General features: G+C 43.3%; 7 protein-coding genes. All 7 read left to right on the plus strand.

Translation table 11 applies throughout. From position 1 onward, the window contains the following. Positions 1-374: 374 nt before the first annotated feature. The 7 genes from KQP79_RS15975 (at position 375) to KQP79_RS16005 (ending at position 13,842) form a co-directional block, all read left to right on the plus strand. Positions 375-1,403 (plus strand): Fic family protein, encoded by a 1,029-nt coding sequence (locus tag KQP79_RS15975; protein WP_004317407.1) that lies wholly within the window; start codon positions 375-377, stop codon positions 1,401-1,403. Positions 1,404-1,589: 186 nt separating this feature from the next. Continuing rightward, complete coding sequence (locus KQP79_RS15980; RefSeq protein ID WP_004298604.1) at positions 1,590-3,239, plus strand: DUF6377 domain-containing protein; 1,650 nt, start codon at positions 1,590-1,592, stop codon at positions 3,237-3,239. Positions 3,240-3,451: 212 nt separating this feature from the next. Further along, positions 3,452-6,451, plus strand: coding sequence for a SusC/RagA family TonB-linked outer membrane protein (locus KQP79_RS15985; RefSeq protein WP_138343600.1), 3,000 nt, complete (start codon positions 3,452-3,454; stop codon positions 6,449-6,451). Positions 6,452-6,493: 42 nt separating this feature from the next. Then, positions 6,494-7,957 carry a RagB/SusD family nutrient uptake outer membrane protein gene (locus KQP79_RS15990; protein ID WP_373167075.1) on the plus strand — a complete coding sequence of 488 codons (1,464 nt, stop codon included), beginning with the start codon at positions 6,494-6,496 and terminating at the stop codon, positions 7,955-7,957. A gap of 36 nt (positions 7,958-7,993) precedes the next feature. Further along, positions 7,994-9,508, plus strand: a complete 1,515-nt coding sequence (locus KQP79_RS15995; protein WP_138343625.1) for a SusF/SusE family outer membrane protein — start codon at positions 7,994-7,996, stop codon at positions 9,506-9,508. Positions 9,509-9,522: 14 nt separating this feature from the next. Beyond that, positions 9,523-11,301, plus strand: coding sequence for a glycoside hydrolase family 66 protein (locus tag KQP79_RS16000; RefSeq protein ID WP_087318734.1), 1,779 nt, complete (start codon positions 9,523-9,525; stop codon positions 11,299-11,301). Positions 11,302-11,337: 36 nt separating this feature from the next. Beyond that, positions 11,338-13,842 carry a glycoside hydrolase family 31 protein gene (locus KQP79_RS16005; RefSeq protein WP_138343627.1) on the plus strand — a complete coding sequence of 835 codons (2,505 nt, stop codon included), beginning with the start codon at positions 11,338-11,340 and terminating at the stop codon, positions 13,840-13,842. The last annotated feature ends 874 nt before the right edge of the window (positions 13,843-14,716 follow it).

Genomic DNA, 14,716 nt, shown 5'->3' on the forward strand with positions numbered 1-14,716 from the left:
CAATCATCTTTTTCAGATTTACCACAACGTTTCCAGAATACTCCATTATTTTATTCAAAACCGTACAGAGAATGAGCCAAACCCGTACGTAAATGAACTATTTCACCACAGAGGACAGTCAGAAGATCCATACTGAACAGATGAGATTATCTGAAATCCAGAATAAAGAATTACAGGATAAAATTGCTGTGATAAATAAGAATTCTGAAGAATAGATCAAAGCAATGCAGAAACAATATGAGACTACTAACAGGTAGCTGAAGATTTTCATATCGGCTCAAAAGAGTCCTATACACTGTAATTATTGGCTCATTTTGAGCCGATATATTAATAATATTATGTATTTTTGAGCCGATATAATCAATTAAATAGCAATGGAAGAAGAAATTCAACAATATCTTCGTTTTCATCCTCTATCTTCTAGGTCAGAATTAATGGAGGGAGTGAATACTAAAGTAAGTGTCGCCACATTCAAGCGTTTATTAGCTGCCATGATTTCCGCTGGAAGTATTGAAGTCATAGGGCAAGGACCTGCCACCTGTTATAAACTAACACCACAAACGTTTGTTACAAGTTATTTCGACTTAGAATCATACTTTCGGAAAGAAGTTGATGAGCGTGAAATTCAACAAGCTTTCAATTTCAGCCTTATTCCTGATATATTGCCTAATGTTGACCCTTTCACGATGGATGAACGGAAACATTTAACGGCTCTTCAAGAAACGTTTAGAAGAAATGTATTAGAAATGACAGACGGAGAGTACCGGAAAGAAATGGAAAGGTTAGGTGTGGATCTTAGTTGGAAGTCTTCTCAAATTGAAGGGAACACATATAATCTTCTTGAAACGGAAAGACTTTTGCTGGAAAAAGAAGAAGCAAAAGGTAAAACTAAAGAAGAAGCCATTATGCTACTAAATCACAAGGAAGCTCTTGATTTTATTTTAGATAATCCTGATTATCTTCAGTATTTATCAATAAGAAAGATTGAAGACATTCATAGTATCCTTATTAAAGAACTGGGAGTTGAGCGTCATATTCGTTCTCGGCGTGTTGGTATTACGGGTACGAATTATCGTCCACTTGATAATGAATATCAAATAAGAGAAGCTATGGAAGACACTTGTCAATTAATCAATAATAAGGAGAGTATCTTTGATAAAGCTTTCCTAGCTTTAGTTCTGTTATCTTATATTCAGCCATTTGCTGATGGTAATAAACGTACTGCCCGTATAACAAGTAATGCAATACTTATAGCCAACGGTTATTGTCCTTTATCATTTCGTTCAGTTGATTCTATCGACTATAAGAAAGCTATGTTAGTTTTCTATGAACAAAATAATATATATCCATTTAAGAAAATATTTATAGAACAGTTTGAATTTGCTGTGAATACATACTTTTGAATTTATCTGTATATTGATGGTTGTTCCAACGATGACATTATTATAAATATAATAATTATGTTCATAATAAATTTGTAATGCTTCCTGTTTTAATAAACATTGGTTTTCCGTCTGCAATAATTTTCTCCTGAAAGCCGGAAGTTTCTGAAAGACTTTTATCTTTGCAACTATAATACATACGGCACTATGAAAAAAGTGATTCTGATTTTTGTGACAATCGTCCTTTCCGGTCTGCTTTATGCAAAAGATAATAAGAGTACCGATGCGTTACTTCGTGAGATTGATGGTATCATTAAAAATCGTCAGACTTATGGAGCGGAAAAGGAGGCGCGTATCGCTGACCTGAAGAAATTGTTGGCGGAGGCTACTTCCGATGAACAACGATATGGTTTTTGCGGACGTCTTTTCGATGAATACCGGGCTTATAATCTGGATTCGTCTTTTGTCTATGCTCAACGGAAAGAGGAACTGGCGCATCGCATGGATAAACTGGATTACCTGGATGATGCTGCCATGAATATGGCGGAAGTGATGGGAACTACCGGAATGTATAAAGAAGCGTTGGAACTATTGGGGCAGATTGATAAGAAAACGTTGCCCGATTATCTCTATGGTTACTATTATCATCTGTATCGCACTATTTACGGATTGATGGGAGATTATGCCGTTACGGAGAAAGTCAAGAAAGAGTATTATCGAATGACGGATCTGTATCGTGACTCTCTTCTGCAGGTCAACGCTTCCGACTCTTTGGGGCACGTATTGGTGATGGCGGATAAGTGTATCGTACATGCTCAATACGATGAAGCCATCCGTATGCTGATGGAATATTACAACAAACCTTCTTTGGATGACCATTCAAAAGCAATGCTTACTTATACTCTCTCCGAGGGTTACCGGTTGAAAGGCGACAAGCAGGGGCAAAAACATTACCTGGCCCTTTCGGCTATTGCCGACCTAAAATCGGCAGTAAAGGAATATGTATCTTTGCGCAAACTCGCTTCCCTTGTCTACGATGAAGGGGATATTGACCGTGCCTACAATTACCTGAAATGCTCCTTAGAGGATGCCACTCTTTGCAATGCCCGCCTTCGTACGTTAGAAATCTCGCAAGTCTTTCCTATCATTGACCAGGCTTACCAATTGAAAACCAAACGGCAGCAGCAGGAGATGAAAGTATCATTGATTTGTATCAGTTTGCTTTCCGTATTTTTGTTGGTTGCCATTTTCTTCGTTTACAAGCAGATGAAAAAGGTTGCTGCCGCACGTCGCGAAGTGGTCGATACCAATACGTTGTTGCAAGAACTGAACGAAGAACTTCACGACTCCAACTCGCAACTGAAAGAGATGAACCATACGCTTTCGGAAGCCAATTATATCAAGGAGGAATATATCGGCCGATATATGGACCAATGCTCCACTTATCTCGACAAGATGGATTTATACCGTCGTTCCCTAAATAAAATTGCTGCTGCCGGAAGAGTGGAAGAACTATATAAAGCCATTAAATCTTCTCAATTCCTTGACGAAGAACTGAAAGAGTTTTATGCAAACTTCGACATGACTTTCCTGCAACTTTTCCCCAATTTTGTGGAGGAATTTAATGCGCTGCTCACAGAACCCATGCAACCCAAACCGGGAGAACTGTTGAACACCGAACTCCGTATCTTTGCCCTTATCCGGCTGGGGATTACGGACAGTACCAAGATAGCGCAATTCCTCCGTTATTCCGTGACTACCATTTATAATTACCGGACCCGTGTCCGTAACAAAGCTTTGGGAGAAAGAGATGAATTTGAGACTAAAGTAATGCAAATAGGGAAGGTGGAAGAATAAGAAAATCACTACTTTTTTAGTCTGACTTCTATTTTATAACGTTCTTATATTTAGTGGTTTATGCTGTGAGATACTGTATAAATCACTATATTTTTGCTATCTGCTTTAAGAAGCAGTATGAAATGTGGATACTTTTGCTTCACGGTCATTTCAGCAATGACACAGAGAACGAAAACAAAAGTAACCCTAATATTAACTTTAAATTAATGTACATGAAACAGAGTATGAAGTCGAAAGGCTTTGAACGCCGCCTCTTATTAATAATGTGGGGCTTGTTCCTATCTCTTAGTGCATTCGCACAACAGATTTCAATAAAAGGACATGTAGTAGATGCCACAGGTGAACCGGTGATCGGTGCCAGTGTGGTGGAAGGACGTACAACGAATGGTACGATAACCGATGTAGACGGTAATTTCTCATTAAGCGTTCCGGCTAACAGCACGCTGACTATCTCTTTTGTCGGCTATAAAACGCAGACTGTTCCGGTGAACGGGAAAAACTCGTTGAAAGTAACCTTGCAGGAAGATACGGAAGTATTGGACGAAGTTGTTGTAGTAGGTTACGGAACGATGAAAAAGAGCGATTTGACTGGTGCCGTATCTTCTGTCGGAGTGAAGGACATCAAAGACTCTCCGGTAGCTAATATCGGTCAGGCAATGCAGGGAAAAGTATCCGGCGTGCAGATAATCGATGCCGGTAAGCCGGGTGATAATGTCACCATTAAAATCCGTGGTTTGGGTACGATCAATAACAGTAACCCGCTGATTGTCATTGACGGAATTCCTACCGACTTGGGATTGTCTTCCTTGAATATGGCTGATGTGGAACGGGTAGACGTATTGAAAGATGCTTCGGCAACAGCTATCTATGGTTCCCGTGGTGCCAACGGTGTGGTGATGATTACCAGCAAACGTGGTGCCGAAGGTGCCGGAAAAGTAACGGTAAACGCAAACTGGGCTATTCAGAACGCTACTAAAGTGCCCGATATGCTGAATGCTGCGCAATATGCCGCTTTGAGCAATGATATGCTGTCTAATAATGATGATAATACAAACCCTTATTGGGCAGACCCTTCTTTATTGGGAACAGGAACGAACTGGCTGGATGAGATGCTACGTACGGGAGTGAAACAAAGCTATTCGGTTAGCTATTCCGGTGGTACGGAAAAGGCACATTACTATGTATCCGGCGGTTTCCTCGATCAGTCCGGTATCGTGGAAAGCGTTAATTACCGTCGTTTCAACTTTCAGGCAAATAGTGATGCTCAGGTCAATAAATGGTTGAAGTTCACTACTAATCTGACATTCAGTACGGACGTGAAAGAAGGAGGAACTTACAGCATCGGAGATGCGATGAAAGCACTTCCCACCCAACCGGTGAAGAATGAAGACGGTAGCTGGAGCGGTCCCGGACAGGAAGCGCAATGGTATGGAAGTGTCCGCAATCCGATCGGTACGTTGTATATGATGACGAACGAGACGAAAGGATATAACTTTCTGGCAAATATCACCGGAGAGATTGCCTTTACCAAATGGTTGAAGTTGAAAAGCACCTTCGGTTATGACGCCAAATTCTGGTTTGTCGACAACTTTACTCCGGCTTACGACTGGAAACCGAATCCGGTAGAAGAATCTTCCCGCTATAAGAGTGACAACAAATCATTTACCTACCTATGGGATAATTATTTTGTATTCGACCATACTTTCACCCAAAAACATCGTGTAGGTGTGATGGCAGGTTCTTCCGCCCAATGGAACAACTATGATTACCTGAATGCTCAAAAGAATATCTTCATGTTTGATAATATCCATGAAATGGACAACGGCGAGAAGATGTACAGTATTGGTGGCAGCCAGAGCGACTGGGCACTGCTTTCTCTGATGGCACGTCTCAACTATTCTTACGAAGATAAATACCTGCTTACAGCCACTGTGCGCCGTGACGGTTCTTCCCGCTTTGGTAAGAACAACCGTTGGGGAACATTCCCTTCCGTTTCTCTGGCATGGCGTATTTCGCAGGAAGAATGGTTCCCGAAAGACAACTCTCCGGTGAATGACCTCAAACTGCGTATCGGATACGGTGTGACCGGTAATCAGGAAATCGGTAACTACGGCTTTGTTGCTTCCTATAATACAGGAGTCTATCCTTTCGGCAACAACAACTCCACCGCTTTGGTATCTACCACCCTTTCCAATCCGAATATTCATTGGGAAGAGGTACGCCAAACCAACTTCGGTGTGGATATGAGCCTGTTCAATTCACGTGTCAACCTTTCGCTGGATGCCTACATCAAGAAGACGGCAGACATGTTGGTGAAAGCTTCCATCCCTATCACCTCCGGTTTTGAAGATACTACTGAAACCTTTACCAATGCCGGCAAGATGCGCAACAAAGGGGTGGAAATGACCCTGCGCACCATCAACCTGAAAGGTCTTTTCTCTTGGGAATCTGCTTTAACGGCTACCTATAACAAGAATGAAATTCTGGACTTGAACAGCGAAACCCCGATGTTTATCAATCAGATGGGTAACTCATACGTGACTATGCTTAGAGCCGGTTATCCGATCAATGTATTCTACGGATACGTGACCGACGGACTTTTCCAAAACTGGGAGGAAGTAAACCGCCATGCCACCCAACCGGGAGCCGCTCCGGGGGATATCCGTTTCCGGGATTTGAATAACGATGGAGTCATCAACGATGAAGACCGTACCGTTATCGGTAACCCGAATCCGAACTGGTTCTTCTCTTTAAGCAATAATTTCTCTTATAAGGGATGGGAACTCTCCGTTTTCCTGCAAGGCGTATCGGGAAACAAGATTTATAACGCCAACAATGTTGACAACGAAGGAATGGCAGCCGCTTACAACCAAACCACAGCCGTATTGAACCGCTGGACGGGTGAAGGAACCAGCAACTCTATGCCCCGCGCCATTTGGGGAGACCCGAACCAGAACTGCCGTGTATCCGACAGGTTTGTGGAAAACGGTTCCTATCTCCGTCTGAAGAATATCACGCTCTCGTATACACTGCCTAAAAAGTGGATGCAAAAGATTCAACTGGAAAATGCCCGCATCTCTTTCTCTTGCGAGAATGTGGCAACTATCACCGGATATTCCGGCTTCGACCCGGAAGTGGATATTAATGGCATCGACAGCAGCCGTTACCCGATTTCACGTACCTTCAGTATGGGCTTGAACTTTAACTTTTAAATCAGGAGAAAGAATATGAAAAAGATAATAACTTTGGTATTTATGTCTGCCGTGCTGGCATTGACATCGTGCAACGATTTCTTGGATAAATATCCCAAATATGGCGTCGATCCCGAATCGGAAGTGACGAACGAGATTGCTGTGGCATTGACTACTGCCTGCTACAAGACTCTTCAGTCATCTAATATGTATAACCAGCGTATTTGGAGCCTCGACATCATCGCAGGCAACAGTGAAGTAGGAGCCGGAGGAGGTACTGACGGTTTGGAGACTGTTCAGGCTTCCAACTTCATAGCCCAGAGCGACAACGGCTTTGCTTTGTATGTATGGCGTTCTCCGTGGGTTGGGATCGGACGTTGCAACATCGTGCTTTCCAATCTGCCTTCAGCATCTATCTCCGATGAGATAAAGACCCGTTGCATGGGTGAGGCTTATTTCCTGCGTGCACATTATTATTATATTCTGGTTCGTTTGTACGGAGGGGTGCCTTTACGCTTGGAGCCGTTTGAACCGGGAGAATCTGCGGATATTGCCCGTAATACGGTAGATGAGGTATATGCTCAAATCCTTTCCGACTGCAAGAATGCAGTGACTATGCTTCCTCCGAAAAGCAGTTATGGAGATGCCAACAGGGGACGTGCCTGCAAAGAGGCTGCAATGGCTATGCTAGCAGATATTTACCTGACACTGGCTCCTAATCATCGTGACTATTACAATGAAGTAGTGACCTTGTGCAATAACATTGCTGCAATGGGATATGATCTGACTCAATGCAATTATGCCGATAACTTTAATGCGACGATCAATAATGGTGCAGAATCTCTCTTCGAAGTGCAATACTCCGGTAGTACGGAATATGATTTTTGGGGCGGCGATAATCAAGCATCCTGGCTGTCTACTTTCATGGGCCCTCGTAATTCGGGTATGGTAGCCGGTGCTTATGGATGGAACTTGCCTACGGAAGAGTTTGTCAAGCAATACGAGGACGGTGATTTGCGGAAAGACATCACTGTGTTGTATCAGGGTTGTCCTGCTTTTGATGGTATGGAATACAAACGTTCCTGGTCGAATACGGGTTATAACGTACGTAAGTTCCTTGTGTCGAAAACTGTCTCTCCGGAGTATAATACCAACCCCAACAATTTTGTAGTATACCGTTATGCGGATGTCTTACTGAAGAAAGCGGAAGCCTTGAATGAACAGGGACATCCGGATCAGGCTGCCGAACCATTGAATATCGTTCGTAAGCGTGCCGGACTGACAGAGCTGCCGACCACTCTGACGCAGACCGAAATGAGAGAAAAGATTATTCATGAACGTCGGATGGAACTTGCTTTTGAGGGACATCGCTGGTTCGATATGATCCGGGTTAATAATGGAAATTATGCATTGACATTCCTGAAATCTATCGGTAAGAATAATGTGACCAAAGAACGTCTCCTGTTGCCTATTCCGCAGACGGAGATGGACTCCAATCACTTGATGACTCAAAATCCCGGTTATTAATCCGTTTTATAATCATTCATTTAGACAAATAATATGATGAAGAAATATATATATCAGTTGTTATGCTCTCTTTTCATCGGTGCAACGATGGTTGCCTGTGCCGAGGATTATATGGAGACAGATAAAGGACATGATACTCTCACCCTTTCGGTGAATCAGCAGGAGTTGGTGTTGAACGAAAAGAACCATAGCCAGGAGGCGCTGGCGCTTTCATGGACTACCGGAACGAATTATGGAAGCGGTAACCGTATCTCTTATACGCTGGAACTGGCGAAAGCTGGAACGGACTTTGCGAATCCTTATTCGGTAGATTTGGGTACGGGAACGTATCAATGGACTAAGAAAGTGGAAGAACTCAACCAATTCCTGAATACGCAGTTCGGTATCGGTTATGCCGTGAAAGCGGAGTTGGAAGCACGTATCACAGCCGTCGTTGCCGGAATGGAAGATCAGAAGCAGATTGCGACGGCTGCCTTTACGGTGACTACTTACCAGCCGGTTACTACGACGCTTTACCTGATTGGTGATGCTACTCCGAACGGATGGAGCGCCGATAACGCAACGGCAATGGAACGTACGGATAACGGACAATTTACATGGACAGGAAAGCTGAATACCGGATCGTTTAAATTTATAACGACCTTAGGAGAATTCCTGCCGTCGTACAACCGTGATGCTACTGCCGAAGAAGGATTCAAACTGACCTACCGTACATCGGGTGACCAACCGGACGAACAGTTCACAATCAGTAAAGAAGCAACTTATATCGTAAAAGCAAACCTGCTCGACCTGACATTGACACTTACCGAAACGGAAGATATTGGCTGGAGATATGAGGAGTTTTTCATTGTCGGTTCGTTTACGGGTAACAATGGTTGGGGATTTGAAGCACTGTCTAAAGATGCTGTCCAAATGGATCTGTTCCATTATGGAGCCGTGATTCCCTGGAAGGCGGACGGAGAATTTAAATTCGCTTCTGTGACAGATTTCGGTCAGGCGGATGCTTTCTTCCATCCTACCATGGCTAATGCTCCGTACACTTCGACATCCGTAGTGCTTGGAGGTGACGATAATAAATGGCAGATGAAGGAAGCCGAATGTGGCAAGCCTTATAAAGTATGGTTCTATACAGGTAAAGGAAAAGAAAAGATGCTGATGCGTCCGTTCACTCCTTACGAAGGGCTGTATCTGGTGGGTGAGGCAACTCCGAACGGATGGGATTTAGGCAATGCTACTCCGATGACTAAGAGTGCCGACAGTCCTTATATCTTTACCTGGAGCGGCACGCTGAAGGCAGGTGAGATGAAGATATCCTGCGATAAGCAGTCAGACTGGAACGGGGATTGGTTTATGGCGGATAAGAGCAACAAGGCTCCGACGGGGGAAGTAGAGACGGCATTGTTCGTTGCTAAGTCGGATGCGGAGTTGAACAGTATGTATCCGGATACAGATTTGGGTAGTTTGGATTATAAATGGAATATTCAGGAAGCCGGTTCTTATCGGATTACGATTGACCAGTTGAAAGAGACGATTTCGATTGTGAAACAATAAAACAAGAATTCAAGATGAAGAAAATAATATATTTGGTGGCTGCTTTCCTGTGTATGGCTTGCAGTGACGATCATGGGTCGAACCAAGAGAATGGAGGAGCTTCGGGCAGTGTCACCGAAGTGACTCCGGTAACATCGGATTTAAGTGTGGACCTGTCTACGGATAAGGCTTTCTATAAACCGGGGGAGAAAGTGGTATTTACAGCAGAAGATGCGTTGCCTGCCGGAACTAAAGTTCGTTATCGTCTTTTAGGGGAGGTTGTCGGAGAAGAGTCGGTAAATGGTACCAGTTGGACATGGCAACCGCCTACTACTGATTTCAAAGGATATATGGCGGAACTGTACCGTCAGGAGAATGGTACAGATGTGATTCTCGGTACGATTGCGGTAGATGTATCCAGTGATCCGGCACGTTTTCCCCGTTATGGTTTTGTCGCTGATTTCAGTCGGGAGAAGACGGCTGAAAAGACGCAGGAAGAGATGGCGTATCTGAATCGTCATCACATCAATTGGGTACAGTTTCAGGACTGGCATAATAAACATCACTGGCCGTTGGGCGGTACACGTACGCAGTTGGACGAAGTATATATGGACATCGCTAACCGGGAGGTTTATACAAGTTCTGTGAAGAATTACATTGAAGCGCAGCATCGTTTCGGTATGAAGTCTATGTTTTACAATCTTTGTTTTGGGGCGTTGAAGGATGCCGCTGCGGACGGGGTGAAGGAGGAATGGTATTTGTTTAAGGATGCTTCTCACACTACTAAAGATAGTCATGATCTGCCGGGCGGATGGAAAAGTAATATTTATCTGGTAGATCCTTCTAATAAGGAATGGCAGAAATATTTGAACGAGAGGAATGATGATGTATATGCGAACTTTGCCTTCGACGGCTATCAGATAGACCAGTTGGGACGACGCAGCACGCTTTACAATTACAACGGTATTCCGGTCAATCTGCGTGAGGGATATGCTTCTTTTATTGAAGCGACGAAGCAGGCTCATCCGGACAAGAGTTTGGTGATGAATGCGGTCAGCCGTTACGGTGCCCGTCAGATAGGGGAGACAGGTAAAGTTGATTTCTTCTATAATGAGGTGTGGGCAGATGAGGCTGATTTTACCAATCTGAAAGCCATTCTTTATGAAAATGGAGTATATGGCAATTATCAGTTGAATACGGTTTTTGCAGCTTATATGAATTATAATAAAGCGGATAACCGGGGAGAATTTAATACGCCGGGTATCTTATTGACAGATGCTGTCATGTTTGCTTTGGGTGGTTCGCACCTTGAGTTGGGAGGCGATCACATGTTGTGCAAAGAGTACTTTCCGAATGAGAACCTGACAATGAGCGAAGAACTGAAAACAGCGATGGTTCGTTATTATGATTTCCTGACTTCTTATCAGAATCTGCTTCGTGACGGTGGTACGGAAAATAGTGTTTCCATGAATTGTACCAATGGCGAAATGAGATTGAATAGTTGGCCTCCTCAACAGGGATCGGTTACTACTTATGCCAAGCAGGTAGGTGGCAAGCAAGTGATACATCTTCTTAATTTCTCGCAAGCGAACAGTCTTAGTTGGAGAGATGTGGACGGTACGATGCCGGAACCGGCTTTGATTACAAAAGCGGCTTTGCAAATGAATCTGTCGGCAAAGGTGAATAAGCTGTGGGTAGCGTCGCCGGATGTACACGGAGGAGCTTTGCAGGAATTGGCCTTTACACAGGAGAACGGAGTTGTCTCTTTCACATTGCCTTCCCTGAAATATTGGACGATGATTGTGACTGAATAAAGCGGCTGCTACAGAATAACTAAAATGATAGGTATGATGATTAGATATAGATTATGGGTGTGGGTGTTGTGTCTGATGTTTCCAACATGGGTTTGGGCGGAAAATGAGATACGTACATGCACTTCTTTTACACAGCAGGGACGTCAGGTGACTTTTCACTTGGCGGACAGTGCCGCCTTGCAATTGCAACTTTGCAGCTCTTCCGTCGTGAAAATCTGGTTCTCACCCGATGGGCAATTGCAACGAAGAAATGCTTCGTTTGCAGTGATTAATGAAGAACTGGAAGAGGTAGGAACTATTCATGTGGATGAACAGGCGGCCTGTTACGAGATATTTACTCCGAAGTTGCGTATCCGGGTGAATAAATCTCCGATGAGTCTTCAGATATTCGATAAATATCAGAAACTTCTGTTTAGTGATTATGCCGATAAAGGCCATGTCAGTGAAGGAACGAAGAAGGTGGAATATAAAGTGCTTCGTCGTGACGAGCACTTCTTCGGACTTGGTGAGAAAGCGGGAAAGATGGATCGTCGTGGCGAGTCTTATAAGATGTGGAATAGTGACAAACCTTGTTATAGTGTGGTAGAAGATCCTCTTTACAAGAGTATTCCTTTCTTTATGAGCAATTACCGGTATGGTATTTTCCTTGATAACACCTATAAGACGGAATTCAAATTCGGAACGGAAAGCCGTGATTATTACAGTTTCGAAGCGCCGAACGGGGAAATGGTATATTACTTTATCTTCGGTAAAGACTATAAAGAAATCATCAGCCAATACGTCGGACTGACCGGAAAACCTATCATGCCGCCGAAATGGGCGTTGGGTTTTGCTCAATGCCGCGGTCTGTTGACAAGTGAAAAGCTAAGTCGTGAAATAGCCGAAGGCTACCGGAAACGGGGAATCCCTTGTGATATTATCTATCAGGATATCGGTTGGACAGAATATTTGCAGGATTTCGAATGGCGCAAAGGAAACTATGAAAACCCCAAAAAGATGCTTTCGGATTTGAAAGAGATGGGTTTTAAGGTAGTCGTATCTCAAGACCCGGTAATTGCACAAGCCAACAAAAAACAATGGGAAGAAGCAGACCGTCTGGGCTATTTTGTAAAGGACAATACGAACGGTAAAAGCTACGATATGCCCTGGCCGTGGGGTGGAAACTGCGGAGTGGTGGACTTTACCTTGCCTGCCGTAGCCGACTGGTGGGGAACTTATCAGCAGAAACCTATTGACGATGGTGTCTCCGGCTTCTGGACAGACATGGGCGAACCTGCCTGGAGTAACGAAGAGCAGACGGAGCGCCTGGTGATGAAGCACCATCTCGGTATGCACGATGAAATCCATAACGTCTATGGTCTGACCTGGGATAAAGTGGTGAAGGAGCAATTTGAAAAGAGGAATCCGGACCGTCGTGTTTTCCAGATGACTCGTGCTGCTTATGCCGGCTTGCAACGTTATACGTTTGGCTGGACGGGTGATAGCGGAAACGGAGACGACGTACTGCAAGGTTGGGGACAATTAGCCAATCAGATTCCTGTAATGCTTTCCGCCGGATTGGGATTAATCCCATTTTCTTCCTGTGATATCACCGGTTACTGTGGGGATATTGAGGATTATCCGGCTATGGCGGAACTCTATACCCGTTGGATTCAATTCGGAGCATTTAATCCTTTGAGTCGTATCCACCATGAGGGAGATAACCCGGTGGAACCGTGGCTTTTCGGGCCGGAAGCGGAAAAGAACGCGAAAGCGGCTATCGAGCTGAAATATCGTTTGTTGCCGTATATCTACACTTACGCCCGCGAAGCGTATGATACAGGATTGCCTATCATGCGGCCTCTGTTTCTCGAATATCCAATGGATATGGAAACGTTTTCTACGGATGCCCAATTCTTGTTCGGTCGTGAATTGTTGGTAGCCCCCGTGGTGAAGAAAGGTGCCCGCACAAAGAACGTGTATCTTCCCGAAGGTACATGGATAGACTACAACAACAAGCAGACGGTCTACACCGGAGAGCAATGGACTACCGTTGACGCTCCCTTGTCTTCTATTCCCATGTTTGTGAAGCAAGGTTCCATCATCCCTACCATGCCGGTGATGAACTACACCCATGAGAAACCGGTATATCCACTTACTTTTGAAGTCTTCCCCGCACAGGAAGGTGCACAGGCTGCCTTTACTCTCTACGAAGATGAAGGAGAAGACTTAGGATATCAGCGTGATGAATTTGTCAAAACACCGATTATTTGTAGCACTCTGGCAAATGGATATGAACTGACCGTCTCTGCCCGTGAAGGAAAAGGATACACTGTTCCCGGTCCGAGAAATCTGTTGTTCCGTATTTATTCTGCGAAAGCTCCGAAAGAGATAACTGTCAAAGGAAAGAAGATAAAGAAAACTAAACCGGAACGCTTGGAAGAAGATTTAGAGAATGACACTGAAACTGTAGCGTGGAGTTGGGATAAGGAAACAGGTGTCTGTAGTGTGAGAATACCTGATAAAGGTATTGATGAAAAGCTGATGATTACTTTTAAATAAACAGGGAGCTGTTGGCAAGCTAATATTTAGAGTTTTTCTTTCGTTTTATATGGATAATGTGTAGATTCGCACGAAACTCATATCAGAAATGTGTAAGTTATCACATTTCTGATATCAAAAGTGTGATTCATTATGAGAAGCTTTTCCAACCCGCTTACCTGGTTCGCTATTCAATGCTGAATTTGAAACAAGATGGTAATTTGATTAATATCCCCCTGTTTTTGGCGGATAAGACAAAAGAACTATTGAAGGATAAAAGTTGAAAGAGCCTTCTGAAGGAATCAGTAGCCTCTTAAAAAACGATGATTCTTAAAAAAGGAATATTTAATCATTGCAAGAAGGACGTGAATTGCAGTTTGGTAAAGAAAAGCAAGAAAATGTCCTGTATTTGTAATTACACGATTCTCTATTTCTGCTGTTTCGAAAATATGCCAATCAAGCTGCGATAGATTTTTGATTATTTTTTGTTATTTGGAGAGCAAATGCCCGAATAACTAATCATTTTATTATTTTTTCCTTTCCGATATATTATGGTAAACTAGAGAAAAAATGTTTCTTAATAGTTCATTTTTATCTTCTTCACCGGGGAACGATAGCTTCCTCGGTGAGGAACAAGTCGATGCACACCGAGGAACACTTCGTTGGTTTTAAAGCAATGAGCGGTTTCTGAATAGAGAAAGATGCATATCCTGTTTGCTTTTATACAATATTAGGCATTCTTTTGTATGCTCATGCGTTTATTTATGCAGTTTATTTTCCGGTTCGTTATTTTCTAATTGGCCATTTCCTTGTATAATATTAAAAATAGAACATTGAAAGTATATATTATCAAGTCGATAAGCAGTTGTTTATTTAAATAAAATAAATTCCTATT

Origin of the sequence: Bacteroides sp. DH3716P, assembly GCF_025914115.1 — a bacterium.
Lineage (GTDB): Bacteria > Bacteroidota > Bacteroidia > Bacteroidales > Bacteroidaceae > Bacteroides > Bacteroides ovatus.

What these genes read in the sequence shown, in the direction of transcription:
- KQP79_RS16005 (WP_138343627.1), top strand. Translation starts at nt 11,338, where the DNA reads ATGATTAGATATAGATTATGGGTGTGGGTGTTGTGTCTGATGTTTCCA.
- KQP79_RS15975 (WP_004317407.1), top strand. Translation starts at nt 375, where the DNA reads ATGGAAGAAGAAATTCAACAATATCTTCGTTTTCATCCTCTATCTTCT.
- KQP79_RS15990 (WP_373167075.1), top strand. Translation starts at nt 6,494, where the DNA reads ATGTCTGCCGTGCTGGCATTGACATCGTGCAACGATTTCTTGGATAAA.
- KQP79_RS16000 (WP_087318734.1), top strand. Translation starts at nt 9,523, where the DNA reads ATGAAGAAAATAATATATTTGGTGGCTGCTTTCCTGTGTATGGCTTGC.
- KQP79_RS15995 (WP_138343625.1), top strand. Translation starts at nt 7,994, where the DNA reads ATGAAGAAATATATATATCAGTTGTTATGCTCTCTTTTCATCGGTGCA.
- KQP79_RS15985 (WP_138343600.1), top strand. Translation starts at nt 3,452, where the DNA reads ATGAAACAGAGTATGAAGTCGAAAGGCTTTGAACGCCGCCTCTTATTA.
- KQP79_RS15980 (WP_004298604.1), top strand. Translation starts at nt 1,590, where the DNA reads ATGAAAAAAGTGATTCTGATTTTTGTGACAATCGTCCTTTCCGGTCTG.